This is a genomic window from Arthrobacter vasquezii, assembly GCF_029455255.1.
Taxonomy (GTDB): domain Bacteria; phylum Actinomycetota; class Actinomycetes; order Actinomycetales; family Micrococcaceae; genus Arthrobacter_D; species Arthrobacter_D parietis.
Genome location: NZ_JAROKN010000042.1, coordinates 1 through 25,909, shown reverse-complemented (window position 1 = coordinate 25,909; position 25,909 = coordinate 1). Strand labels below are relative to the sequence as shown.

19 protein-coding genes and 3 pseudogenes are annotated in these 25,909 nt (G+C 64.5%); 9 read left to right on the top strand and 13 right to left on the bottom strand.

Going from position 1 to position 25,909, the window contains the following annotated elements; genetic code table 11:
• A pseudogene (locus P4U43_RS13405) lies at positions 1–136 on the top strand (aldo/keto reductase); the annotation flags it as partial.
• Here P4U43_RS13405 and P4U43_RS13400 read toward each other — a convergent pair.
• The 5 genes and pseudogenes from P4U43_RS13400 to P4U43_RS13380 all read right to left on the bottom strand — a co-directional run.
• A pseudogene (locus tag P4U43_RS13400) lies at positions 123–575 on the bottom strand (glycerate kinase); the annotation flags it as partial. The pseudogenes P4U43_RS13405 and P4U43_RS13400 overlap by 14 nt on opposite strands.
• 20 nt (positions 576–595) lie before the next feature.
• Positions 596–2,374, bottom strand: a complete 1,779-nt coding sequence (gene gcl, locus P4U43_RS13395) for a glyoxylate carboligase (protein WP_277359168.1) — start codon at positions 2,372–2,374, stop codon at positions 596–598.
• Positions 2,375–2,460: 86 nt separating this feature from the next.
• Entirely contained in the window at positions 2,461–3,369 is a 909-nt protein-coding gene (locus tag P4U43_RS13390) for a 2-hydroxy-3-oxopropionate reductase (protein WP_277359167.1), read from the bottom strand.
• Positions 3,370–3,420: 51 nt separating this feature from the next.
• Positions 3,421–4,209, bottom strand: a complete 789-nt coding sequence (locus tag P4U43_RS13385) for a hydroxypyruvate isomerase family protein (protein ID WP_277359166.1) — start codon at positions 4,207–4,209, stop codon at positions 3,421–3,423.
• Between the two features lie 208 nt (positions 4,210–4,417).
• Complete coding sequence (locus P4U43_RS13380; protein ID WP_277359165.1) at positions 4,418–5,362, bottom strand: hypothetical protein; 945 nt, start codon at positions 5,360–5,362, stop codon at positions 4,418–4,420.
• A 219-nt stretch (positions 5,363–5,581) separates the two neighbouring features.
• Between P4U43_RS13380 and P4U43_RS13375 the strand changes: the two genes are divergently transcribed.
• Positions 5,582–5,890, top strand: a complete 309-nt coding sequence (locus tag P4U43_RS13375; RefSeq protein ID WP_277359164.1) for a hypothetical protein — start codon at positions 5,582–5,584, stop codon at positions 5,888–5,890.
• 18 nt (positions 5,891–5,908) lie between these two features.
• Here P4U43_RS13375 and P4U43_RS13370 read toward each other — a convergent pair whose 3' ends face one another.
• Positions 5,909–8,713 (bottom strand): glycoside hydrolase family 3 C-terminal domain-containing protein, encoded by a 2,805-nt coding sequence (locus P4U43_RS13370; RefSeq protein ID WP_277359163.1) that lies wholly within the window; start codon positions 8,711–8,713, stop codon positions 5,909–5,911.
• Between the two features lie 239 nt (positions 8,714–8,952).
• On the opposite strand from P4U43_RS13370, the gene P4U43_RS13365 reads away from it, so the two are divergent.
• From P4U43_RS13365 to P4U43_RS13355, 3 genes are read left to right on the top strand one after another with little or no spacing between them, the layout of a single operon-like run.
• The gene (locus tag P4U43_RS13365) at positions 8,953–10,626 is read left to right on the top strand and encodes an extracellular solute-binding protein (RefSeq protein ID WP_277359162.1); all 1,674 of its coding nucleotides are present in this window, start codon (positions 8,953–8,955) and stop codon (positions 10,624–10,626) included.
• 8 nt (positions 10,627–10,634) lie between these two features.
• The gene (locus P4U43_RS13360; protein ID WP_277359161.1) at positions 10,635–11,642 is read left to right on the top strand and encodes an ABC transporter permease; all 1,008 of its coding nucleotides are present in this window, start codon (positions 10,635–10,637) and stop codon (positions 11,640–11,642) included.
• Positions 11,639–12,562: a carbohydrate ABC transporter permease gene (locus P4U43_RS13355; protein ID WP_277359160.1), complete on the top strand. Its 924-nt coding sequence runs from the start codon at positions 11,639–11,641 to the stop codon at positions 12,560–12,562. Before P4U43_RS13360 ends, P4U43_RS13355 begins: the two co-directional genes overlap by 4 nt.
• Before the next feature lie 14 nt (positions 12,563–12,576).
• On the opposite strand, the gene P4U43_RS13350 is transcribed toward P4U43_RS13355, so the two are convergent.
• Positions 12,577–13,578 (bottom strand): LacI family DNA-binding transcriptional regulator, encoded by a 1,002-nt coding sequence (locus tag P4U43_RS13350; RefSeq protein WP_318533034.1) that lies wholly within the window; start codon positions 13,576–13,578, stop codon positions 12,577–12,579.
• Between the two features lie 128 nt (positions 13,579–13,706).
• Between P4U43_RS13350 and yicI the strand changes: the two genes are divergently transcribed.
• Positions 13,707–15,887 (top strand): alpha-xylosidase, encoded by a 2,181-nt coding sequence (yicI, locus tag P4U43_RS13345; RefSeq protein ID WP_277359158.1) that lies wholly within the window; start codon positions 13,707–13,709, stop codon positions 15,885–15,887.
• A 119-nt stretch (positions 15,888–16,006) separates the two neighbouring features.
• A complete protein-coding gene (locus tag P4U43_RS13340; RefSeq protein ID WP_277359157.1) occupies positions 16,007–16,606 on the top strand; it encodes a DUF305 domain-containing protein in 600 nt (199 codons plus the stop codon).
• Positions 16,607–16,617: 11 nt separating this feature from the next.
• Here the strand turns inward: P4U43_RS13340 and P4U43_RS13335 are convergent, their stop codons facing one another.
• The 6 genes from P4U43_RS13335 to P4U43_RS13310 all read right to left on the bottom strand — a co-directional run bounded on the left by P4U43_RS13335 (position 16,618) and on the right by P4U43_RS13310 (position 24,233).
• A complete protein-coding gene (locus P4U43_RS13335) occupies positions 16,618–18,312 on the bottom strand; it encodes a thiamine pyrophosphate-binding protein (protein ID WP_277359156.1) in 1,695 nt (564 codons plus the stop codon).
• Positions 18,313–18,383: 71 nt separating this feature from the next.
• The gene (locus P4U43_RS13330) at positions 18,384–20,357 is read right to left on the bottom strand and encodes a beta-galactosidase (protein WP_277359155.1); all 1,974 of its coding nucleotides are present in this window, start codon (positions 20,355–20,357) and stop codon (positions 18,384–18,386) included.
• Positions 20,358–20,384: 27 nt separating this feature from the next.
• The gene (locus P4U43_RS13325) at positions 20,385–21,011 is read right to left on the bottom strand and encodes a hypothetical protein (RefSeq protein WP_277359154.1); all 627 of its coding nucleotides are present in this window, start codon (positions 21,009–21,011) and stop codon (positions 20,385–20,387) included.
• Positions 21,008–21,913: a carbohydrate ABC transporter permease gene (locus P4U43_RS13320; RefSeq protein ID WP_277359153.1), complete on the bottom strand. Its 906-nt coding sequence runs from the start codon at positions 21,911–21,913 to the stop codon at positions 21,008–21,010. Before P4U43_RS13320 ends, P4U43_RS13325 begins: the two co-directional genes overlap by 4 nt.
• Positions 21,910–22,896, bottom strand: a complete 987-nt coding sequence (locus P4U43_RS13315) for a carbohydrate ABC transporter permease (RefSeq protein ID WP_056545161.1) — start codon at positions 22,894–22,896, stop codon at positions 21,910–21,912. The genes P4U43_RS13320 and P4U43_RS13315 overlap by 4 nt, the downstream gene beginning before the upstream one ends.
• A gap of 38 nt (positions 22,897–22,934) precedes the next feature.
• Positions 22,935–24,233: an ABC transporter substrate-binding protein gene (locus P4U43_RS13310; protein WP_277359152.1), complete on the bottom strand. Its 1,299-nt coding sequence runs from the start codon at positions 24,231–24,233 to the stop codon at positions 22,935–22,937.
• A gap of 186 nt (positions 24,234–24,419) precedes the next feature.
• Here P4U43_RS13310 and P4U43_RS13305 point away from each other — a divergent pair, with 186 nt between their 5' ends.
• Positions 24,420–25,406: an acetylxylan esterase gene (locus tag P4U43_RS13305; RefSeq protein ID WP_277359151.1), complete on the top strand. Its 987-nt coding sequence runs from the start codon at positions 24,420–24,422 to the stop codon at positions 25,404–25,406.
• 93 nt (positions 25,407–25,499) lie between these two features.
• Positions 25,500–25,909: pseudogene (locus P4U43_RS13300) on the top strand (hypothetical protein); the annotation flags it as partial.

The window sequence follows — 25,909 nt, the reverse complement described above, 5'->3', positions numbered from 1 at the left end:
CCTCTACCTGATCCATTGGCTCCAGCCAAAGCAGGGCAAGTATGTGGACACATGGAAGGCGCTCGTTGAATTGCAGAAGCGCGGCCGCGTCCATTCAATCGGTGTCTCCAACTTCACGGTCGAAGCAAAGCGGCGCCGAGGCCGGTAAGCATCCCGGCGCCGCCGTCTGTGTTCGCGCTGCCGCCGACGCCCAGCACAATGCTGGTGCAGTCGGAGTCAAGCGCGTAGCGGATCAGTTCACCGGTGCCGAGACTGGTCGCTTCGCGGGCCCGCAGCACTCCCCCGGGGAGAACGGCAAGGCCGGACGCGAGCGCCATCTCGATCACCGCCGTGGAACCGCGAATGGCAATCGGAGCTTCGATTGGTTCGCCCGTCGGTCCGGAGACTGGAACCGTATGGCGGTCGAACCCGGCGGCGAGGGCGGCATCGAGTGTGCCCTCACCGCCGTCGGCCACTGGGACAGTGTCCACTGTGAGCGCCGGGTCCGCTGTCAGCAGCCCGGCACGTAGCCGTTCTGCCACCTCGGGAGCCGTGAGCGAGCCCTTGAACTTGTCCGGTGCAATGACGATTCGCATGACGCTATTGAACCAGTCCTCTAGACGAGCAGGGAGATGGCGGTGGGGGCGTCGTCGGAGGATTCGGCAAGGTCCTCGAACTCGTTGATTGCGTCGATTCCCGCGGCGCCCATCGAGATGTTGGTGACGCGTTCGAGGATGACCTCCACGACCACCGGCACGCGGTACTCCTGCATGAGGGCGCGGGCCTTCTCGAAAGCACCCTGCAGATCATCAGCCTCACGGACGCGGATCGCCTTGCAGCCGAGGCCCTCAGCGACCTTGATGTGGTCCACGCCGTAGCCGTCAAGCTCGGGTGCATTCACGTTCTCGAAGGCGAGGGACACGTGGTAGTCCATCTCGAACCCGCGCTGCGCCTGGCGGATGAGGCCGAGGTAGGAGTTGTTCACAACTACGTGGATGTACGGCAGCTGGAACTGGGCGCCGACGGCCAGCTCTTCGATCATGAACTGGAAGTCGTAATCGCCGGAAAGCGCGACGACGGTCTCCCCCGGACTTGCCTGGGCCACGCCCAGCGCTGCGGGAAGGGTCCACCCCAGCGGGCCCGCCTGGCCGCAGTTGATCCAGTTGCGCGCCTCGTAGACGTGCAGGAACTGCGCGCCGGCGATCTGGGAAAGCCCGATGGTCGAAACGTAACGGGTGTCCCGGCCGAAGGCGCTGTTCATCTCCTGGTACACACGCTGCGGCTTGACCGGAACGTTGGTGAAGTTGGTCTTGCGCTGCAGCATGGACTTCCGCTGCGCGCAGTCTTTCACCCAGGCGTTCCAGTCCGGCAGGCCCTGCTGCTCCTTGCGTTCGCGGGCAACCTCGACCAGACCGCTGAGGGCGGCACCGGCGTCGGACACGATGCCGAAGTCCGGCGCGAAGACGCGGCCGATCTGCGTGGGCTCGATGTCGATGTGCACGAACGTGCGGCCCTTGGTGTAGACGTCCAGGGCGCCGGTGTGGCGGTTGGCCCACCGGTTGCCGATGCCGATCACGAAGTCCGACTCCAGCATGGTCGCATTGCCGTAGCGGTGCGAGGTCTGCAGGCCGACCATGCCTGCCATCAGCTCGTGGTCGTCGGGGATGGTGCCCCAGCCCATGAGGGTCGGGATGACGGGGATGTTCAGCAGTTCGGCGAGCTCCACCAACTGCTCGGAGGCGTTGGCGTTGATGATGCCGCCGCCGGCCACGATCAGAGGCTTCTCAGCCGCCGTCAGCATGTCCAGGGCCTTCTCCAACTGCTTGCGCGTGGCTGCCGGCTTGTGGACCTGGAGCGGCTCGTAGGTGTCAGGATCGAACTCGATCATTGTCTGCTGGACGTCGATCGGCAGATCGATCAGCACGGGGCCCGGGCGGCCGGTCCGCATTTCGTGGAACGCCTTCTGGAAGGTGCCGGGAACCTGGCCCGCTTCCATGACGGTCACGGCCATCTTGGTGACCGGTCCGGCGATCGAGGCGATATCCACGGCCTGGAAATCTTCCTTGTGCAGCTTGGCCACAGGTGCCTGGCCGGTGATGCAGAGGATGGGGATGGAGTCTGCCATGGCGGAGTAGAGCCCGGTGATCATGTCGGTTCCGGCGGGGCCGGAGGTGCCGATGCAGATGCCGATGTTGCCCGGCTTGGCACGGGTGAAACCCTCCGCCATGTGCGAGGCGCCCTCAACGTGGCGGGCGAGGACGTGGTGGATGCCGCCGTGGGCGCGCATCGCGGAATAGAAGGGGTTGATTGCTGCCCCGGGCAGGCCGAACGCCGTGGTGGCGCCCTCCTTCTCCAGGATCGCAACGGCTGCGTCGACAGCGCGCATTTTAGGCATGGTGTGCTCCTACTTCGGGAAGTTTTGCGCAGCTAAGGTGACTTCCGACGTCGTCGGCTCGCCTGATCTGCACGAAAGTTTGGGGTCTATTTGCCGGACAGCTGGTTGATCAGCTTGAAGAGGCCGGAGTGGTCGAGGCCGCCGTCGCCCGTGTTGACGAGCGAGGCAACCAACTGCGCGACGACGGCACCCAGTGGGGTGGCAACGCCGGCTTCGCGGGCGGCTGAGGTGACAATGCCGAGATCCTTGTGGTGGAGGGCCAGGCGGAAGCCCGGGTCGAAGTTGCGGTCCAGCATCTTCTGGCCCTTCTGGTCGAGCACCTTGGAGCCGGCGAGACCGCCGCCAAGGACCTTGAGGGCGGCGTCGGTATCTACGCCGTAGGCCTCGAGGAAGACGATCGCTTCAGACAGGACGCCGATGTTGACGGCGACGATGAGCTGATTGGCGGCTTTCACGGTCTGGCCGGAGCCGGACGGACCCACATGCACGATGGTCTTGCCTACGGCGGCCAAAACGTCCTGTGCGGCGTCGAAGTCTTCCTTCTCTCCGCCGACCATGATCGAGAGGACGGCGTCGATGGCGCCCTGCTCGCCGCCGGAAACCGGCGCGTCCAGCGGCTTGAGACCGGCGTCGCGCGCCTGCCTGGAAAGCTCAACCGCGACATCCGGGCGAATGCTGCTGGCATCGATCCAGAGGGCGCCCTTTTTCGCGTTGGCGAAAACGCCGTCGTCCCCGCTCACCACGCCCTCGACATCCGGTGAATCCGGAACCATGGTGATGACGACGTCGGCATCCTTGACGGCGTCAGCGATGCTGGTTGCCGCTGAACCGCCCTCGGAAACAAGCTTGTCCATCTTGTCGGAGCTGCGGTTGAAGCCGGTGACGGTGTGGCCGGCCTTGACGAGGTTGATGGCCATGGGCAGGCCCATGATGCCGAGTCCGATGACTGTTACTTTGCTCATTCTGTTTGTCCTTGAGTGTTGTGCTGGGCCCACGCCCGCTTAGGTTCCCTGGCCGAGCTTGCGAGGTTAGGGAGCGGGTGGGGATTAGCGGGAGGCGTGTTCGCGGATGGCCCAGTTGAAGGCGGTGTCCGCCGGTTCCTTGTACTCGAGCCCGATGTAGCCTTCGTACCCGAGTTCGCGGCTGCGGGAGATCCACTCTCCGAGCGGGAGGTTGCCACTTCCGGGAGCTCCGCGGCCGGGGGCGTCGGCAATCTGGATGTGGCCGAAGTCCTTGGCGTGGTTCGCGATGACCTGCGCAACGTCATCGCCGTTGACCGCCAGGTGGTAGAAGTCGGCGAGGAGCTTGATGTTGCTCTTGCCGGTCTTCGCGATCACGTTCAGCGCGTCCTGTGCCGTGAGCAGCGGGTACTTCTCGGCACCGCTGACCGGCTCCACAAGAACAACGCCGCCAATTGCAGCAACGGCGTCAGCCGCGAAAGCCAGATTGTCGACGGCGACCGCGTCCTGTTCCTCGGCGCTCACGCCATCGATCCGGTTGCCGTACAGCGCGTTGAAAGCCATGCAGCCCAGCCGCTCACCGATCCCGACGACGACCGGCACGTTCGCGCGGAAGTCATCCTGCCGCTCCGGCCAGGAGACCAGTCCGCGATCGCCGCCGGGCATATTGCCGGCGTTGAAGTTGAGGCCGGTGAGCTGGACGCCTGCATTGGTGATCGCGCCCTCGAAGACTTGCAGGTCAGCCTCGGACGGCGTGGAGGTTTCGAACGGCCACCAGAACTCGACGGCGTCAAAGCCGGCCTTCTTCGCAGCAGCCGGCCGCTCCAGCAGCGGCAGTTCGGTGAGGAGGATGGAGCAGTTCACGGTGTAGGTCATCGTCGATCCCTTTGCGTTCTTTCGGCCTGATCGTTCTTCCGTAATGTGGAAGGAACTTTCTGTATAATGAAATGGTAGGGGTTAGATGTGATGTGAGTCAACCGGACCCGGGACAGAAACTGCCCGGAGGTGCAGGGCTGCCGGTTCGAAGCGGCAGCCCTGCACCTCCGGGCAGTTTTTGCGGGTTAGGGGGACGGCCGCGGGGCCATCACGCTGCCCGACTCAGCTCTGCTCGGCGGATCGCGCTTAGCACCCTTTCCTTAAGGCGAGCCTCGTCGAAGAGGTCCTTCCACTCGATGCGGATGAACGTCCACCCTTGCTCCATGAGCGCCTTCTCCCGGCGCCGTTCCTGAAAGAGCACCTCGTCCGTCGGTGCATAGTCGAAGTACTTCGTTCGACCGTCAAACTCCAGCGCGAGCTTGATGCCCTCCCAGGCGAAATCCAATCGATGCGCCCCGTTGTTCGTGTGGACGGTGAATTGCTGAACCGGCATTGGCAGGCGCATCTTCCTCAGGAAGTACCAGGTGAGCGTTTCGCCGGGGGACTCCGACAGCACACTGGCTTGCGTCATTACCCTCCTGGCCCGGGCGACGCCTTTGTAGCCGGCCAAACGGTCGATGGTCTTCCAGATCAATTCCGGATCTGCGCCGAGGTGAAGCGCATGCTCAGCGATAATCAGCGCCTGCTTGAACGGGAGTATTCGGGCACAATCCACTACCGTCCGCTCCAGGGACGTGACCCGCAGCTTGGCACAGCGCGTCACCTCGAAGTGCTCCAGCCGCGCTTGATGGTTACGGACGTCCGGCGCATGACTTGTGGCTGAGATGTTCGACGGCTGTGTCAGGTGTATGACTGAGTCCACCTCCCACAGGTGGAGCCCATGGGCCCGGGCAGCAGTAGCGTGGCTGTACGTTCCGGAGCCTGAAGCCGTTGCAACCGTGGCGTGCTTGTGGGCGTGAACCAGTCGGAGAGCGCTGGCATTGGGCGTCAGCTTCTTCCAGGCTCGGGCTGACATGTAGCAGCCCCTCCGAAGCCGCACGAGCTGGCCCGACTTCACCAGAGCCTGGATGTTCCGCGTGGTCAGCCCCTTGTCCAGGAGCGTCTCCGTGAGCCAGAGAGCGTCCCCGCGGGTGAGCCAGTCAGTCGATTTCATCTCCTCAGGATGGAACGCCGTTGGGCCTCGCGGGCCGAGTACCTGGGGTATGTGGATAAGTCGCCGAGGATTCGGACACAGAAACTGCCCGGAGGTGCAGGGCTGCCGGTTCGAAGCGGCAGCCCTGCACCTCCGGGCATTTTCTGCGGGCAGCGCGAGGGCCGCACGGGCAGCGGGCCGCACGCCGGCGCGATAGCCTTAAGGGAGGAGAGGGGACCGATGCAACGCGCGCACAGGCATGACGAACTTACGGCAATGATCGAATGGCCGCGACCCTTGAGCCCGCAGGCACTCAAGATCATCAAGAACGTCCTGCTCGGTGTGCTGGTTGTCACCGCGCTCGTGCAGATCATTCCGTTTCAGGTGCTCGGCGGTCTGGTCAACCACCTCTTCACGATTCTCCTCCTCCTGTCCTGGGCCGGACCGGCGCGGCGCTTCCTGCGGCGACGAGCCGCTGAACGCAACGGAGACGCCAACGAGGGACGAAACGAGGAACGCGAGGGACCGGCAGCGCCCGAGGAAAAGTAGCCAGCAACCGGAGCTGGATCAGGCGGCAGGAACCAGAAGCTCGCTCACGGTGACGCCTCCTTCAATAACCAGCCGGACCACCGCCGGCATGGCATCATAACCCCCGGCAAGAGGAATCTCCACGTCCCCGGCGTACCCAGCCGCAACGGACGCCCTACCCCATTCCCGCCACGTATCCGCGGGCCCGGGAACCACAATCCGCAGCAACCCACCGGCACTCCGGGCAATGCGCACCGAGACCGACGCCGGCGCATCCCCGCCCCACCCGCGGTAAGTCAGCAAAGCACGCAGCAGGGCGGGGTCGGCGACGGTCACGGCAGTCCCCTGCAGGGGCGTCTCCGGCACCAGCAGGGCGTTTACGGATTCGTCGAAGAGTTCAGCCCGGATCCAGGAGCCACGCGTCCGCGCCGGACTACCCGAGCCGGACACCTCGAGGGCAACCGCCAACGGCAGGTCCACCGCGGAACGTCCAATCAGCAGGTCATACGTTCCCGGCTCCACCAGCATTCGCCCCGCAGCCGGGCTGAAGACTGCAAGTTTCTCCTCGGCCACCGGAATCGAAACCACCGTCCGTTCCCCTGGCTTCAGCGACACCCTCGCGTGCGCAATAAGCCGCCGCCTGGGGTAGCCCGGCAGATCCGAGGTGCCATACACCTGCACCAGTTCATGAACATCCCGCCCACCGGCGTTCCGCACGGACACCGCGAGCACACCGTCACCATACGATGCCGACTCGTACTCCACAGCGGCGTAACCCAGCCCGTGACCCAGCGGGTAGAGCGGTTCAGCAGTGCTGTAGTGGTAGGTGGACCGGGACCCGATGATGTCGTAGTCGAGGATGTCAGCGAGGTCCGCATCCCGCGCCCACCACGTCTGGGGCAGCCGCCCGGATGGTTCATGGTCACCGCTGAGCACGTCCGCCACTCCGCGCCCAAGCTCCTGCCCTCCGTGCGAGGACCACACTATTGACGGCACCTCCGCTAGCTCCCCGAGCGCGTAGGGGTAGGACGAGACGATCACCAGCACCGTCCGCGGATTCGCCTCCCGCACCACCCGGATCAGCTCCTGCTCACTCTGCGGCAGGTCCAGCGTGGTGCGGTCGATTGTCTCCCGCCCGCCCAGGTGCGGATCATTACCGACGACGACGACGGCGACATCCGCTGACGCCGCTGCCTTGCGTGCCGCTTCAGCTCCGGACCGGATGGTGCGCAGGGCGAAGCGGTCCGCGTCCTGCTCGGATCCCGTCACGAGCACGGCGCTGCCTGTTCCTTCCTCCACACGGACCCACTTTCCGGAGGCAATGTGCCGCAGGGCGACCGAGCCCTCAACTGAGCGGTGCAGCGCGAACGTCTCCTGAACCACCCAGCCACCAACCCGCTCCGAGGTGGCACGGAGGTACCCGCTCTCACCCGAGACAAAGCGTCCGTTCACCGAGGACCGCAGCGTGTACTCGCCATTCCCCCAGTCATTGAGCACCAGTGATTCCGCAGAACCCGGTGACCCCGCCAAAGCTGTCAGCGCCGCAGAGCCATCCGGCACTCCCACATACCGGTTGGTGCGGGTGCTGCGAAGCGCAACGAGGTCCAGCCCTTCCTCCGCGATCACGCTGCCGTACCGCTCCTTAATGCCCTCCGCGATACTCACGGGATGCACAAGAGTTCCGCTGTACCAGTCGCTCAGCACGTGGGCCCCCAGCGATCCGATGACGGCGATGGCGCCCGGCTCGTCCCCCAGGGGAAGGACAGGACCGGCATCAGCTGAGATTCCAACGGAGGAAGCGGCGTTGCGGAGAACCACTACGGACTTGCGAGCGGCTTCCCGCGCCAGCGCAGCGTGCTCGGAGGTCAGCAGCGCCTCAGCAGGAATGGATCCATACACGCCGCCGTCGGGCTCGAACTCACCCGTGCGTTCACGCAGCGTGAGCAAGCGAAGGACCGCCGCGTCGATATCCGCAACAGAGATGAGCCCGCGATCCAGCGCCTCCTCAAGATAGGCAATGGACGGCGCGGAGTCGTCGCCGTCGTCCGTGAAACTGTCAACGCCGGCACGCAGGGCAGCCGCATAGGCAGAGGCGCCGTCGTCGAAATACTTCTCCGCTGTGAACAGGGAGGACGGCGCGCCGGCGTCCGTCACCACCGCGAGCGTTTCCCCGTTCCGCCACGTGCGCAGATGCTCGGCCACCAGGTCGGACACATGCGCAGGCCGCCCGTTCACCAGGTTGTAGGAAAGCATGACGGCGCCCGCAGCCCCCGATTCGACGGGCAGCCGGTAGGCAGGCAGCTCATACTCGTGGAGGACGCGCGGCGGCAGTTGGCTTGAGGTGACGTTGCGGTCACGCTCATTGTTGTACCCGAGGAAGTGCTTCAGCGTTGGTACGGTCAGCCACTGCTCGGCGGAATCACCCTTCAGGCCTTCACAGTAAGCGGTGGCCAGCGAAGCAGTGAGCCCGGAATCCTCCGAAAATCCCTCCTCATTCCGCCCCCACAGCGGGTGCCGGAGCGGATTGACCACGGGCGCCCAGACGTTCAGGCTCACGGTGGGATCGGCGGCCTTTTTTGCGCGCATCTCGACGCCGACAGCCCGCCCCACCCGCCGCAGCAGGTCCTCGTCCCAGCTGGCCGCGAGACCGACGGTCTGCGGAAAGACCGTCGCGTCACCGAGCCAGGCAACCCCGTGCGCCGCCTCCGCGCCGGTATGGAAGTAGGCCAGACCGGCGTCGGGAAGTGCCGGCGAGTGCTGATGGAGTAGAGCAATCTTCTCGGCCCGGGCGAGCGTTGCGAGGATGCTCTGCGCGGTACGGATGGCCATACGGGTTTCGGTCACGAAAAAGTTCCGATCCTTGGGAGAATTGTTTAAGCGCTTGCACAGCACTGTTCGACCACCATGCTGACATTACGCGCTGTGATACGCAACACAATTTCCTCTTGTCTCGAGACAAAAGATGCCCTACGGTTGGATCAATCGAAGCGCTTCGACTAATCGACCCGGACGACGCGCCGCCAATTCTGATTGCAACCATGCAAGCGCCCCTATCGGCGCGCCTGGACACGAAGGAGTGCACCATGCCAAACATCTCGGACGCCGCGAACGGCACAATCACCCGCAAGCCCCTCGGTCGCCGGTCTTTCCTCGGCCTGCTGGGCGGAGCTGCCTTCTTCGCCGCCTCCCCGGCACTGTTGACCGCATGCAGCACCGGTGCTTCAGCTCCGCAGGCAACGACCGCGGGCGGGTTGGCGGAAGCCGTCGCCAAGCTGGTGCCCAAGTACATTCCGATGAACCTGGTCCAGCCGGACATCCCGGGTGTCAACGGGTCCACGCCGGGATTCACTACCATCCCCACCGAACTGGTGAAGTCCGTCCCGAAGCCTCCCGGAAGCGGCGGCACCTACACGGCCATGTCGCCCGCGTGGTGGGCCATTCCCCGCGGCCTGCCGGACAACGCGTACTACCAGGCTGTGAATGAGCGCCTTGGCGCCACCGTCGAGTTCCAGGCCAATGACGGCAATACCTACGGCGATAAAATCCAGACCGTCCTCGCCTCCCCGCGCGACGTTCCCGACTGGGTGGTCATCCCCTCCTGGAACATCCCGCCGCGGTTTGGACAGGCAGCCAAGGGTCTGTTCACGGACCTCTCCCCCTACCTCGCGGGCGACAAGGTGGAGAAGTACCCCAACCTGGCCAACATTCCGACGGCCGCGTGGAAGTACAGCTGCTTCGAGGGCGGACTCTACGGGCTGCCCATGCCCACGCCGCTGGTCAATGACGCGTTCTTCTACCGCACGGACCTGTTCGAGGAGATGGGACTCGAACAGCCGAAGACCGCAGATGAATACATCACCATCGCCAAGGAAATCACTGACCCGTCGAAGAACCGCTGGGGTTCCGAGGACGTCTGGAACGGCGCGCAGATCATGCACGGGGTCGTCCCAAAGTGGAAGCTCGTGGACGGCACGCTGGTGAACAAGTTCGAGACCGAGGAATACCGGGCCGCCCTCGAGTGGATCATCAAGCTCTTCAAGTCCGGCGCTGTCCACCCGGACGCTGTTGCGGGCAACGCCCAGCAGGCAAAGCCGCGCTTCGAGTCCGGTGCCACGCTGATGACGGTCGACGGCGTCGGCGGCTGGCACGAGGCACTCGGCCGCGTACTGCCCACCAACCCGGACTTCAACATGCAGCCGATGGACTTCTTTGCGCCCGACGGCGGTGATCCCACCCTATTCAGCGGCCAACCGGCCGGAATCTTCAGTTTCATCAAAAAGACCGAGGACACCGCCAGGATTGAAGAACTCCTGGCACTCGCGAACTTCATGGCCGCACCCTTCGGAACTGAAGAGAACCTCCTCATCACGAGCGGCGTCGAGGGCAAGCACTTCAAGCGCGACGCCCAGAACATCCCGCAGATGACTGACCTCGGACGCGCGGAAGTCACGAGCACGTACCAGTTCCTCGTCAGCCCGCCCACCGTCAACTCGCAGGTCCAGTATCCCGGCTTCGTCGAGGCCAAGACCGAGTGGGAAGCCCGCCAGGCCCCCTTCGTCCAGGAAGACGTCTTCTTCGGCATGCAGATCCAGGAGCCGCCGCAGTACGGATCCCTCGGCGCACCGTTCGACGACCTCGCCAAGGACATCGCCCGCGGCCGCAAGAGCCTCAAGGATCTCGATTCGGAGATTGCCACCTGGAAGCAGAACGGCGGCGAAAAACTCCGCGAGTTCTACGCCGGCTTCCTGACCGCATAGCACCGGCCATGACCACCACCGATTTCATCCGCCGCGGCAACCGGGCGGCAGACAAGCACGACGACGACGTTCCGACCTTGCCCGCCCCGCCGCCTGTCCGGCGCAAGCAGGGTCTGAAAGCCCGGTTCCGGCGCGACCGCTCGCTGGTGCTGATGGCGCTTCCCGTCGTCGTCCTTCTGGTTGTGTTTGCCTACGTGCCCTTGCTCGGCAATGTGGTCGCGTTCCAGAGCTACTCGCCGTTCATCGGCATCCCGGCCAGCCCCTGGGTGGGCCTGGAGAACTTCGCGCGGGTGTTCGGCGATCCGAACTTCTGGAACGCAGTCCGCAACACGCTGGTCATCACGGGCTTCCAGCTCGTGTTCTTCTTTCCCGTCCCGATTGCGCTGGCACTGCTGCTCAACTCCCTGCTTCGGCCGGCCATGCGTGCCACCATTCAGGCGATCGTCTACCTCCCGCACTTCTTCTCATGGGTGCTCGTGGTGTCCGTCTTCCAGCAGTTGCTGGGCGGCGCGGGGCTCCTGAGTCAGATGCTCCGGGCCAACGGCTGGAGCGGCATGGACATCATGACCAACCCGGATACATTCCTGTTCCTCATCACGTCCCAGGCGGTCTGGAAGGACGCGGGGTGGGGCATCATCGTCTTCCTGGCCGCCCTGGCCGCCATCGACCCCGAGCAGTACGAGGCCGCGGCTGTAGACGGCGCCAACCGCTGGCGCCGCATGTGGCACGTGACGCTTCCGGGACTGCGATCCGTTATCGTCCTGCTGCTCATCTTGCGCCTCGGCGATGCACTGACAGTCGGGTTCGAGCAGATGATCCTGCAGCGCGACGCCGTTGGCGCCGAGGCTGCGGAGGTGCTGGACACCTTCGTCTACTACACCGGCATCCAGAACGGTGACTGGAGCTACGCAGCTGCCGCCGGGCTAATCAAGGGCGTCGTCTCACTCGGGCTCATTCTCGCCGCCAACAAGGTGGCCCATCTCTTCGGTGAAAACGGGGTGTATTCCAAGTCATGACAACGATCATCAAGCCAGCCCGGCCCCGCCGTAGCGGTCCTTCGCGGCCCGCGTGGGAAGAAGAACCGGGAATTGCGACCAAGGCGGGAAAGGTAGTGATCCTGACCCTCGTGGTGCTCGCAGTCCTCGGCCCGCTCTACACCATACTGCTCACGAGCATCTCCTCGCAGGGCACCATCACCCAGGCGGGCGGCCTCGTCCTCATCCCGGGTGAATTCTCACTCGACGCGTACCGCCAGATCCTGAACGGCGGCGTGGTGACCCGCGCCGTGCTGGTGAGTGTCTGCATCACCGTCACCGGAACCCTGCTCAGCATGGTGGTGTCGATCCTGTGCGCCTACGGTCTCTCACGGCCGGGCTCCTTTGCTCATACGCCGATCCTGTTCACCCTGCTGATCACGATGTTCTTCAGCGCCGGAATGATCCCGTCCTACCTGCTGGTTTCCGGCCTCGGCCTCATCAACTCCTACTGGGCACTGATCCTGCCGAGTGCGGTGTCCGTCTTCAACATCATCATCCTGCGCGGATTCTTCATGGGGATTGACCGCGGCATCCTCGACAGCGCGCGCATCGACGGGGCCAGCGAGTGGCGCATCCTCGCCCAGATGGTGCTGCCCATGTCCAAGGCGGTGACTGCCGTGATCGCGCTGTTCTACGGCGTCGGCTACTGGAACGCCTTCTTCAACGCGGTGCTCTACATCAATGACAGCTCCAAGAACCCACTACAGGTGGTCCTGCGCTCCTACGTGCTGCAAGGTGTGTCCGTGCCGGGGCAGATCGACGTCGGCCAGGGCGTGGCGCCATCGCTCGCCCTGCAGATGGCGGTCATCGTGATCGCCATGGTGCCGATCCTCATGGTCTACCCGTTTGTGCAGAAGCACTTCACCAAGGGCGTCATGATCGGCGCGGTGAAAGGATGACGCCGGCAAACTGGTCAGCGCGCGCTGGTGGTCTCCCGCTGAACCAGCGTGGGGACAATCAGCCGCACCTCAACCGGCTTGTCCGAGTTGAGCCGATCCATGACCATTTCGACGGCGGCGCGGCCGATGTCGTGCGCAGGAATGGAGACGGCGGTCCACGGCTTCGTTGCGGCGAGGGCCACGTCCTCCGGTGCGATCACCACCACCGAAATGTCCTCGGGAATACGCAGGCCGCGCACGGCCAGGGCCTCATGCAGCAGCGGCAGCAGTCCCTCGTTATGCACCACAAGGGCAGTGACTGCGGTGGCGGCGCCGTCGTCGTCGTCGAGCACTGCAGTGAGCGCCTCGGTGAGGGCTGGCATGGAAGGCTCGCAGGCACGCAGCGTAGAGCTGACACCGGCGGCATCGCAGGCCTCGGTGAAGCCCTTGCGGGCGCGGTCGGCGTAGGTCGCGTGGCGCTCAAGGGAGGCCTGCGGGGATCCGATGAAACCGATACTGCGGTGATTCAGGTCCACCAGGTGCCGGACCGCCGTCCGGGAGGCGCCCGCGAAGTCGAAGTCAACGCAGCTGAGCCCCTGCGGATCATCCGGGAGGCCGATCAGAACTACCGGTTTGCGCAGTTTGGCGAGCAGGGGGATGCGCGGATCGCGGGCTTCGATGTCCATCATCAAGAGTCCGTCCACCATGGACTGGGATGTGACTCTTTCCAGTCCGCCGGCGTCGTCCTGGGTCAAGAGAAGAACGTCCTGGTTGTAGGTGCGCGCCGTGGTGACCACGGCCGCCACGAACTGCATGATCACGCTGACGTTCACGTCCGCGCGAAGCGGCGCCATCAGGCCCAGCACGTTGGAGCGGTTGGAGGCGAGCGCCCGGGCACCGGAATGAGGGCTGTAGTCGAGCTTCCGGATTGCACTCTGAACAGCCAGCCGGGTCTCTTCGGAGATGGTTCGCTTTCCGCTCAGTACGTAGGAAACAGTGCTCAGCGATACCCCGGCCTCCCGGGCGACATCATTCATGGTGGCCACGGCTTCCATCCTAGCTTCGACACGCTTCGATCCGCATTCGTAACGATTCAACCGTCCGCGAAAGAGAAGCGCTTCGACACCGGCACACCAACTTTGAACGCACCATCTGAAGGAACAGCATGAAATTCACTGACGGTTACTGGATGTACCGCAAGGGCCTCGCCGCCCTGCACCCACGGGACATTTCCGACGTCGTTGCCACCGATTCCGGCCTGGAAATCTATGCGCCGACGCAGCGGATCAATGCCCGCGGCGATGCGCTGAACTGCCCTCAGCTGACGGTTTCCTTTTCCTCGCCGCTTGAAGGCGTGATCGGCGTGACGATCGAGCATTTCCAGGGCGCACTCGATCCCAATCCACGGTTTGAACTGCAGGACGCGCATCCCGCGGTCAACGTCGCGGTCAACGAAACGCACGCAACCCTGACCTCCGGTGCGCTCACCGCGTCCGTCAGCCTGAGCGGTGACTGGACGGTTGACTTCACCGGCGACGGAAAGCTGCTCACCAGTTCTGTGCCGCGGAGCGTCGGTTTCATCACCGACGACGCCGGTCGCGCCTTTGTGCATGAACAGCTCACCCTGGGCGTGGGCACCAATGTGTACGGGCTCGGCGAGCGCTTCGGCGCGTTCGTCAAGAACGGCCAGTCGGTGGACGTCTGGAACGAGGACGGCGGAACCTCCAGTGACCTCGCCTACAAGAACGTACCGTTCTTCCTGACCAACTCCGGGTACGGGGTGTTCGTGAATCATCCTGAGCGGGTTTCATTCGAGATCGGCTCGGAGGTGGTCTCCCGTGCGCAGTTCAGCGTGGAGGGCCAGAAGCTCCAGTACTTCGTGATCTACGGGCCGTCACCGAAGGAGATCCTGCGCCGGTACACGGAGTTGACCGGCAGGCCCTCGCGGATTCCTGCGTGGTCCTACGGTCTGTGGCTGTCCACGTCCTTCACCACGGATTATGACGAGGACACCGTCATGTCCTTCATCGACGGCATGGCCGAGCGGAACCTGCCGCTCTCGGTGTTCCACTTCGATTGCCACTGGATGCGGGCTTTCCATTGGAGCGACTTCGTCTGGGACCCCGCAACGTTCCCGGACCCCGAGGGCATGCTGCGGCGCCTGCACGAGCGCGGGCTCAAGGTGTGCGTGTGGATCAACCCCTATATTGCACAGCGCTCCCACCTATTCCGGGAGGGCCGCGAGCTCGGCTACCTGGTGCAGCGGGCTGACGGTTCCGTGTGGCAGTGGGATCTCTGGCAGGCCGGGATGGCGCTGGTTGACTTCACCAATCCCGACGCCGTCCTCTGGTACCAGGACAAGCTGCGCACCCTGCTGGGGCAGGGAGTGGACTCCTTCAAGACCGACTTCGGCGAACGCATCCCCACCGATGTGGTGTGGCATGACGGCTCGAACCCGCAGCGGATGCATAACTACTACACCCAGTTGTACAACGAAGCGGTGTTCCAGCTGCTCGAGAAGGAGCTTGGGGTCGGTGAAGCGGTCCTGTTTGCCAGGTCCGCGACCACCGGCGGTCAGAAGCTGCCCGTGCACTGGGGCGGGGACTGCGAATCCACTTTCGCCGCAATGTCCGAATCCCTGCGCGGAGGACTGTCTCTGGCGTCCTCGGGCTTCGCGTTCTGGAGCCATGACATCGGCGGGTTCGAGGGCACGCCGGAGCCGGAGATGTTCAAGCGGTGGATCGCGTTCGGGCTGCTCTCATCACACTCCCGCCTGCACGGATCCAACTCCTACCGGGTGCCGTGGCTCGTGGATGAGGAGTCGGTGGATGTGCTGCGGCACTTCACCGAACTGAAGATGCATCTGATGCCGTATCTGGCAGGCGCAGCCGAGGAAGCGTATTCCTCCGGAACCCCGGTGATGCGGCCCATGTTCCTGGAGTTCCCTGCGGACCAGGGGTGTGCCCACCTCGACCGGCAGTACATGCTCGGCAGTAGCCTGCTGGTTGCGCCGGTGCTGGAGGCCGGCGGCGAGCACTCGTTCTACCTCCCGGAAGGAACGTGGACCCATCTCGAGTCCGGTGACACCCTTGAGGGCCCCCGCTGGCACAGCCGCTCCTTCTCGGTGATGGAAGCTCCCGTGTTCGTTCGGCCAGGAACCATCCTGCCCCTGGGAAGCGTTTCCAACCGGCCGGACTACGACTGGGCAGCCAACGTCGAGTTCAGCGCCTTCGCAGTCGAGGAGGGGCATCGCTCCAGGGTTGAGGTGCCCTCCCCCGACGGTTCGTCGACCACGTATGAGGTGACTGCCGCGGAGGGTGGGGTGAGCGCCGTCGTCGTGCGTTGATCGCCTCAGGCGGCGGGCACGCAGGTGCGAGCATCGATTCATCAGCCTACTGTTGAATTACAGCCGGTAAGAGCAGCCGTACCCGGCGGCGCCGGCTCCGATGCTGAAGGAGGAGTCCAATGTCGAGCACGGAGAAGAAGCAGTCCAACGAACAGGGGCAGGACGAGCGGAAATCCCACCAGATGCGAAACATGTACCTGCGGTTCGGCGCTATGATCCTGACCGCCATGGTGGTGATGTACTTTGTCATGTTCATCGGCTCCTGGGAATGGAGCCATATCCGTTTCAGCGAGAGTCGCGTGTTCATGACACTCGCCATGGGCGGCACGATGGGGTTGATCATGCTCGGCTGGATGCTGAACATGTACAAGAACACAAAGGCGAACGTGGCCGTGGTGGTGGTCAGCCTCCTGCTGCTGGGCGGCGGCGCTTTCCTCGACCGCAGCCAGACCACCGTGGATGATCAGGACTACATGAGCGCGATGATCCCGCATCACTCGCTGGCCATCACCCGGTCCGAACGCGCCGAGCTGGCCGACGTGCGGGTGTGCCAGCTCGCCGTCGAGATCAGCGAGGCCCAGCGGCGGGAGATTAGCGAGATGGACTGGCTGATCGAGGACATCGAGGAGAACGGCATAGCGGAAACGCTGGAGGAGGCACAAGCCCGGCCGGTGCCTGACTATGAAGCTTCCGCCTTACGCGACTGCGCAGGGCAGTAGCCGGACGCGGTTTACTTCTTGATCGCCACCGACTCCGCCATGAACTCGGCAACCACCTGCTGGGAGATGGCGACGTCGAGGACGAACACACCGTCGTCGCCGGTTGCCAGCCAGGTCTTCAGTTCGGCGAGGTCGGCGAGCGTGTGCGCCTTGGCGCCCTTGGCACCGAGGGCACGCCCGACGGCGGCGAAATCCACTTCGTCGATGAGCATCGCCTGGTTGTGCAGGCCCTTGGCGGCATATTGGTGGAGTTCGGCGCCGTACGCGGAGTCGTTGAGCACAATCAGTACGCCCCGACGGGTGGCGCGGAGGAAGGTCTCGAAGTCGGCCAGGCCCATAAGGCCGCCGCCGTCGCCGCTGACCAGGACGGTGGTGCGGTCCGGCCGTGCCACCGACACGCCGGCTGCGGATCCGAAGCCCATGCCGATGGATTGGAAGGCGGTGCCGACCAGGATCATGGCGTGCGGATCGGGCACGGACAGGTACATGGGCGCCCAGCCGATGAAGTGTCCGCCGTCCATGACCACGGAGCGCTCTGCCGGGAGGATGTCCTCGAGCGCCGCGACGACGGCCCGCGGGTTGAGCCGCCCATCGGGACCGAACTCGACGGGATCCTCGATGGGATGGGAGGACCGGAACTCTGCCTCCGCGACCTCGGGAATCTCCTGGCGCCAAGTGGATGTTGTTGTCGGCTGCACCCGTTCCAGGAGGCCCTCCACGAAAGGACGGATGTCGGAGCGGATGTAATCGACAACGATGGGGTGATTTTCGTCGGGCTCGTTGTCCACACGGATGATCCGGGTTCCCTCCGGAAACAGGGTTCCATACCGGGTCTGGAAAATGTTCATGCTGGCCCCGACCACCAGCACGACGTCCGCCCTGCGCGCCACCTCGAGGCGGTGGCGGCGGGTGAAGCCTCCGGCGACGCCGAGGTCCCACTCGCTGTCGAAGGCGTTGATCGCCATGACCGAGGTCATGAAGAGGGCGCCGAGCCGGTCGCCGATCTCTTTCAGCGGCCCTGCGGCGTCCGCAAGGACCACCCCACGGCCTGCGATCACCACCGGACGCTTTGCCGAGGCGAGCAGTTCGGCCACCCGCTCCAGATCCGTCCCCTCCGGCGGCCACTCCGCTTTGCCGGGCAGCGGTTCGAGGGGCTCGGGTTCGGTGAGCGGCGCCGTTGCGAGGTCATACGGGATGGCGACGATGACGGGCTGCACCGTCTGCAGGGCGAGGTCGAAGGCGCGGTGAGTGGTCGCGGCGGCGTTGCCGGGGCGGGCGACGAGGGTGGTCACCCCGACCGCTTCTGCAGCCTTCGTCTGGTCGATATCGAAGTTCCGCGGGCCGGCCGCCGGTGCATCTCCAACGACCAACACGAGCGGGATCCGCGCGATGCGCGCCTCGGCGAGCGTCGTGTAGGCGTTGGTGAAGCCCGCGCCGTACGTGGTGGTTGCCGCAGCCACCCCACCCGTTGCCCGGTGATACGCATCCGCCATGGCAACGGCTGCGGATTCATGCCGGGCGGAGGTGAACGGGAAGCCGCGCCTCGTGAGCCGACTGATCAGATGTGCGTTGCCATTGCCCATGAGCCCAAACAGGTGACCGGCCCGCTCCGCCACCGCGTCGGCCACAGCTGCCGAAACGTGGCCCTCGTCGGGAAGCATCGGGGTATCGCCGGTCGGCTGGTCCTGGGTACTGGCGGTCGTCATGGTCTAAGTCCACTCCTTTGTGTAGTCGTGAACAGGTTATGCGGTCCCAGCGAACTCGACCGCATCGGAGCCTACCCCCGGCGCACCAGCGCGTACCCGAACGACTCCAGATGCACCTTGTCCACGGCCTCCCCCGTGAGCAGGTCCACACCGGACACCTCGATTGCGACGGCGTCAGTACCGTGGTTAATCAGCGTCACCACGTCACCGCGCTGCGCTGCTTCCACCAGCTCCGGCAGCCCTTCAAGCACAGGAACGACGCCGGCACCTGCGAACACGTGCGCACTCACCAGGCGAGCGCCGTCGTCGTCGGGCACTGTTGCGAGGTAGTAGGCGCGGCCAGCGCCGGCCTTGCGACCAGTGAAGGCCGGCAGACCCTCGGTGCGCCCGCCGCTGAAGGATGCGAGCACCTCTGCGTCGACGGCGGCAATCTCCTCCGCGAGGTACAGGCCGTCGAAGGCTTCGGAGCCGAAGGCGATGGGGGCAGTGCGCTGACCCGGTCCGGCGGCGGAAGGGGGCACCAGGGCCCCGAATTCCTCCAGCGTGACACCGAGCAACGGGCCCAATTGGGTGAGGAACCCGCCCTCGCGGAAACGGTCGTGCTCGTCGACGACGTCGCTGAACGCGGTGACCAGCAGGTGCCCGCCACCCTCAACGAAGCTCGTGAGATTCGCGGCGCCGTCGGTTGTCAGCAGGTACAGCTGGGGTGCAACGACGACGGCGTACTGCCCAAGCTCCGACGTCGGCTGCACGAAGTCGATCTGCACGTGCTGACGATTGATGGCGTTGTACCAGCGCTGAACGCACTCCACGTAATCGAGGACAACCGGGTGGTCCGGGTTCTCGATGGCCCACCAGTTCTCCCAGTCGAAGACGATGGCCACGCGGGCATCCTTCGAGCCGGCGGGTAGCGCGGGCAGGGACGCAAGCTCCTCGCCCAGCTGGACGACCTCGCGCCAGGTACGGGTGGACGTGCCGGCATGCGGCAGCATCGCTGAGTGGAACTTCTCGGCGCCCGCACGGGACTGCCGCCACTGGAAGAACAGGATGCCGTCCGCGCCGCGGCCGACACTCTGCATGGACAACGCCTGCATCTGCCCGGGCGCCTTGGGTGCGTTGGTGGGCCGCCAGTTCAGCGCATTCGTGGACTGCTCCATGAGCAGCCATGGGGTGTCCGGTTTGAAGGAGCGGATCAGGTCCCGTTGAAAGGCACCTGCACGGAAGCTCTCGGGCTCGTTCGGGTCCGGATAGCAGTCGTCGGAGATGACGTCCATCTCCGACGCCCACTCCCAGTAGTTGGCGGGCTTGAAGGCACCCATGAAGTTCGTGGTGACGGGTTGCGTTGCTCCGGCGGCGCGGATGATGTCCCGCTCCATCGTGTAGCACTCGAGCAGCATGTCCGAGGTGAACCGGCGGAAATCGAGCAACTGACCGGGGTTGTGGCTGTAGGGGGCTTTGCGCGGCGGGAAGATGTGGTCGAAGGACTCGTAGTGCTGCGCCCAGAACCAGGTGCCCCAGGCAGCGTTCAACTCATCGAGCGTGCCGTACTTCCGCTCGAGCCAGACGCGGAAGGCATCGCGCGCGGAGTCGGAGTAGTCCAGGTTGAGGTGGCAGCCGTACTCGTTGTTGACGTGCCACAGCACCACCGCCGGGTGGTCCACGTACCGCTCGGCGAGGCGCTGCACCAGGGCCGAGGCAAGACGACGGTACGACGGCGACGACGGCGCGTAGTGCTGCCGGCTTCCGTGCCAGTACGGTGCGCCGTTCTCGTCTGCGGCAAGGATGTCCGGATAGGCAACGGTCATCCACGGTGGGGGCGACGCCGTCGCGGTAGCAAGGTCAACGGCAATCCCACCCTCATGCAGCAGATTGATGACCCGGTCAAGCCACTCGAAGTCGTAGACGTCCTCCGCAGGCTGAATCCGCGACCACGCGAAGATCCCGAGGCTCACCATGGTGACCCCGGCCTCACGCATCCGCTCGACATCTTCCGGCCAGACTGACTCAGGCCACTGCTCGGGGTTGTAATCGCCGCCGTAGTGCACGGTGTTCCTTTCGGGAGTGTTGAGGATCTAGCGCTTGCGCTCGCGTTCCTTCACAACGAGCACAGCAAAAACAAGGCAGCCCATCCCGGGCACAATCAGCGGCGGCAACTGCCAGGTCACGATGACGGTCAGCGTCAGTGCGACGAGCAGCGGGACAATCGCGCCCGGGTCCGAGCCGAAAGCCTGCACCCCATCCCGCACTGCCTGCCGCCAGCCCTTCTCGGGCGTCCAGCGGACCGCCGACTGCAGCAGCGTCAGCGCGAACGCGGCCAGTGCCACGAGCCCGACGACGAACACCGCCTGCCAGCCGGGCAGCACCTGGGTGCCGGCGAGCAGGAGGTTGAAGAGCAGGACCAGGGCGAGCGCCGTCGTCGTCAATCCCACCACCCAGCCGGTGCGGAGTGCGGACAGGAAGTCCGACCACCACTGGCCGAGCGTGGAACGCTCGGCCAGCAGATAGCGGTGGAGGTGCCGGCTGGAGGCTGCGATCGCCGCCGGCAGCGTGACCAGCAGCAGGCCGCCGGCGACCGTAAGGATCCCTATCCACAGCACTTCCGCGAACAGTGCAAACTTCCCCTCGGCACCCGGCCACTTGAGCTGGGTGCCGTCTGGTTGGGGTCGTTCACGCCGTTTGCGGACGCTGCGGGGTGTCATCCCTTCAGGCCCTGGGTGGCAACGCCGTCGACGAGGAACCGCTGGAAGATCACGAAGAACAGCATGACCGGCAGCAGTGCCAGCACCGCGATCGCCACCGTCGCACCGTAATCGGAACCACTAGTTTGGTCATTGAACACCCGCAGTGCCAGCGGCAGCGGGTAGTTGTCCGGCGAATTCAGGTACAGCAGCGGGCCGAGGAAATCATTCCAGCTCCAAATGAACGCGAAGATCGAGGAGGTGATCAGCGCCGGCTTGATCAGCGGAATGGTAATGGACCAGAAGATGCGCCAGTGGCCGCAGCCGTCAATGCGGGCTGCCTCGTCGAGTTCCTTGGGCAGGTTACGGATGAACTGGACCATAAGGAACACGAAGAACGCTTCAGTGGCCAGGAACTTGCCGACCAGGAGGGGGAAGAACGTGTCAATCATCCCGAGGTTACGGAAGATCATGTACTGGGGAATGATCAGCACGTGGAACGGGAGCAGGAGGGTGCCGATCATCATGGTGAAGAACAGCGGGCGGCCCTTGAAGTCCAGGCGGGCGAACGCGTAGGCGGCCATGGATGAGGAGATGACGGTGCCGATCACCGCGCCGATGCCGAGGATGGTGGAGTTCCAGAAGAACTTCCAGGTGGGAATACCGGCAACGCCCTCCATGACCTTGAAGAAGTTATCGAAGGTAGGGTTCTGGGGCAGGAAGCTGTTGTTCGCACCGAACTCGGCGCTCGGTTTGAACGAAGCCGAGATCATCCACAGGAGCGGATAGAGCACGACGGCGGTCAGCAGCACGATGCCGATGATCCAGGCCACCGTTGCTGCGGTCCTCCGCCGGGGCTGGCGTCGCTTCCGGTTTGCCTCGACCGGTGGAAGTGCGGTCGGATTGGTTTCGATCGTGGTCACTTTGTGTCACCTCCGTAGTGCACCCAGCTCTTGGAGGTGCGGAAAAGGATAAACGCGAGGATGCCTACGGCGATCAGGAGTACCCAGGCCATTGCCGAGGCATAGCCCATCTGATTGTTCGTGAAGGCGCGGGTGTAGAGGTAAACGGTATAGAAGTTGGTGGCGCCGGCAGGTCCGCCGGTTCCTGAACCGATGATGTAGGCGGACGCGAAGATCTGGAATGCGCCGATCATTTCGAGCAGCAGGTTGAAGAAGATCACCGGAGAGAGCATCGGTAGGGTGACGCTGAGGAACTTGCGCCATGCCTTCGCGCCGTCCACTGACGCCGCTTCATACAGCTCGGTGGGTATCTGCTTCAGGCCCGCCAGGAAGATGACCATCGGGGCTCCGAACTGCCAGACCGCGAGGAGGATCATCATCGGCATGATCAGGGCCGGGACGCCCACCCAGCCGCCGAGGTTGATGCCGAAGAGGCTCAGGCCGCTGTCCACCGGGCCGTCCGCGGAGAACATTGCCCGCCACACGATGGCGATGCTGACCGATGCGCCAATGAGGCTCGGTGCATAGAACGCCGAGCGGAAGAACGCGGTGCCCTTGGTCTTGTAGTTCAGCAGCATAGCCACACCGAGCGCGGCGGCCAGCTTGATGGGTGTGCCGACAAGGACGTAGATCATGGTGATCTGGACCGAGCCCCAGAAGACGGTGTCGCCGGCCATCCGTTCGAAGTTGCCCAGGCCGGTCCACTCGGGGGCTGTGAAGAGGTTGTAGTCCGTGAATGCGAGGTACAGCGAGTACAGCATCGGGCCCAGAGTAAGCGCGAAAAGCCCAAGCAACCATGGGGAGAGGAAAAGGTACCCCGCGACGTTCTCCCTGTTGCCTTTGCGTCGGGGCTGCCCACCCGTCCGGCGGTTGCCCGCCGGACGGGTGCCGGGTTCGGCGGTAGTGCGGGTGTGTGTTGGCGCGTGCGCCGATCCCGTGGTCATAGCCTGCTCCTAATAGCGGTGATAGCTAAGGTCGGTGTTCAGCTGCCGAGCGTAACGGCAGCCTCGTCGAAGAACTGCTGGGCGGCCTCTTCAGGAGTGATAGCGTCCAGTCCGATCGAGGTACCGAGTGTCAGGAAGGTGTTCTCCAGTGCGCCGTAACCCACGATCGGAGCTGCAGGCGGCTCGCCGATGCGGTCAGACACCGAATCCAGGTACTCCTTGACCTCAAGCTCGGGGCCTTCGAGCGCGGCACCTTCGAGAGCGGTTTCCGAAGCCGGAACGCCCAGGGAAGCGCCGAAGATCTCGCCGACCTCGGGGCTGTTGATCAGGAAGTCAACGAGAGCCACTGCAGCTTCAGGGTGCTCGGTCTGAGCGCCAACCGCGTGCAGCATGGAAGGCTTCTGGTAGAGGTCCTTCACGGAAGGATCGCTGGTGGGCGGTGCGAGGATGGTCAAGTCCTCAGCACCGGTGTCCCCAAGGTAGCCACCCATGAAGTTGGACCAGGTCATCTCGCTGGCGGTCAGATTTGCGCCGAAGCCGGACTTCGGGGCCACTTCCTCCAGCTTGCGGCCGGGGATCACTGCATCGCTTTCGCGCAGATCGGATGCGCTGGCCCAGAACTCCGCGAGTTCCTCCTGGGTGAAGTTCAGCTGGCCATCCTCGGTGAAGAGTTCGCGACCTTCCTGCCGGAGCTGCAGCTCGAAGTTCTGGATGCGGCCGGTGTAGTCGGTACCGCCCCAGATTTCGTCGCCGGCTTCGCTCACGTTGGCCATGTAGGCCTCGTAGTCTTCCCACGAGGTGCCGCCTTCGTAGCCCTCGACGCCGGCCTGCTCGATCAGCGCAGGGTTCTCGAAGAGCGACCAGGCGTTGTAGCCGGTGGGCACAGCGAGGGTCTGATCCTCGAGCTTGCCGGTTGCCAGGAGAGTTTCCTCGATCGTGTCCGTGGTCAGGCCGTTGCCGACGTACTCGGTGAGGTCCATCAACAGCCCGTTCTGTCCGTACTGGCGCAGGTAGCTGTAGTCGAACTGCATGACGTCCGGCAGGCCGCCGCCTGCTGCTTCGGTCTGGCGCTTCTCCCAGTAGGCGGGGAAGTCCATGAAGGTTCCGTTGACGTCAATGTTCGGGTTCTGCTCTTCGAACAGAGCGATGGCCTCGTTGTAACGCTCGGCGCGGTCCTCATTGCCCCACCAGGTGAAGTTGAGGGTGACTTCCTCGTTCGGATCGGGGGTGCCGCCGGCCTCGCCGCCGCCGTTGCCGCCGCACGCGGTCAGCATGAGAGCTGCTGCCATGGTGAGCGCTACGCCGGACCCGGCGCGTCGTGAAAGTTTATTGAACATCTTTGTCCTCCTGGGAACGGCTCAGATTTGAGGTGAAGCTCTTTGGGCCGCTGGTACAGTGGTGCACATCACGGGAAAGCGCTCTCCATCGAGAGTAAATTGAATCGTCTCAATGCGCAAGGCCCACTCCTAGAATAATGTGAGCTGTGATACTTCCGAGACACAATGAGCGAAGGAATTCTTCAGATGCCGCAGTTTGACCTCCCCCTCCGCGAGCTCGAGCAGTACGCACCGGATCGCATTGAACCCGCAGACTTTGACGCGTTCTGGGAGAAGACCCTCGCGGAGACGGCGGCCTTCTCACTCGATGCCCGTTTCGACGAGGTTGAAGCCGGTTATTCAGAACTGGTCACTGAGGATGTCACCTTCGCCGGCTACGGCGGGCACGCCATCAAGGGATGGATGCTCCGGCCGCGCTCGGCCTCCGGTCCGCTGCCCACCGTCGTCACTTATATCGGTTATGGCGGCGGCAGGAGTCTGCTCGGTGAGTGGACTGCCATCCCAAGCACCGGCGTCGCGCATTTTGTTATGGATCTTCGCGGACAGGGCGCCGGTCACCGCAGTGGAGACACTCCCGACCCCGGTGTGGGCGGGCCTCACTTCGGGGGGCACCTGACGCTGGGTATTGACTCACCTGAGACCTATTATTACCGGCGGCTGTTCACCGATGCGGTGCGCGCGGTCGAAGCGGCGCAGGCGCACCCGTTCGTTGATCCTTCGCGGGTGCTAATCTCCGGCGGGAGCCAGGGCGGGGCGATTGCATTGGCCTCCGCCGCCCTATCCCCCACCTTCCTGGAGCATGCACCGCTGGGCGCGATCGTGGACGTGCCGTTCCTTTCCCACGTCCGGCGTGCAACGGAGATCGTGAACACCGCTCCGTACAGCGAGCTGGTGCGCTATCTCGGCGTCCAGCGCGGGCGCGAGGAGGAAGTCTTCAACACTCTGGGTTACTTCGACGGCGTCAACTTCGCCGCCCGCGCCACCATGCCGGCGCTCTTCTCGGTAGGACTGCTCGACGACGTCTGTCCGCCGTCCTGCGTCTACGCCGCCTACAACTCCTACGCCGGGCCGAAATCCATGAACGTCTTCCCCTACAACGGGCATGAGAACGGCGGCGCGCTCCAGGCCGCTGAGCACATCCGGTTTCAGCGCGAGGTGTTCGCCTCGGCCTGACCCCCTGGGAAGTTTTGCGCAGATACGGCGGATTCGGATGCGCTCCAGCTCGCCGAAGCTGCACGAAACTTCCGAAACGTGGATCATTGAGCGGTGCCTGATACTCCCCCGCCGCAGCCCGGAGATGTTCCTGAGCTGACGCTCGGCGTCGTCCTACCCCCCTCGCTTGACCCGGCTTCGCTTCAGGATCTGACTGATGCGCTGCCGCGCCTGCTCCGTGAGTCCTACCCGGGAGTCGCGTGGCGCGTGTCGATGGTGGTCGAAACCCTCGACGGACGCGCGCCGTCGGAGCTGCTGGAAACGGCGCGCGACCGGCTGCTGGACGAAGACTGGGATCTCGCCGTCGTCGTCAGTGATCTGGCGCTCCGCAGCGGGCGGAAGCCGGTGCTCACCCAAATCAGCCCTGTCCACAGGGTGGGGCTGGTGGCGCTGCCGGCGCTCCGTGCGGTGGGCCGCAGGGAATCCATGACGACGGCGGTGGCCCGGCTGGTGGGCCCGCTGGC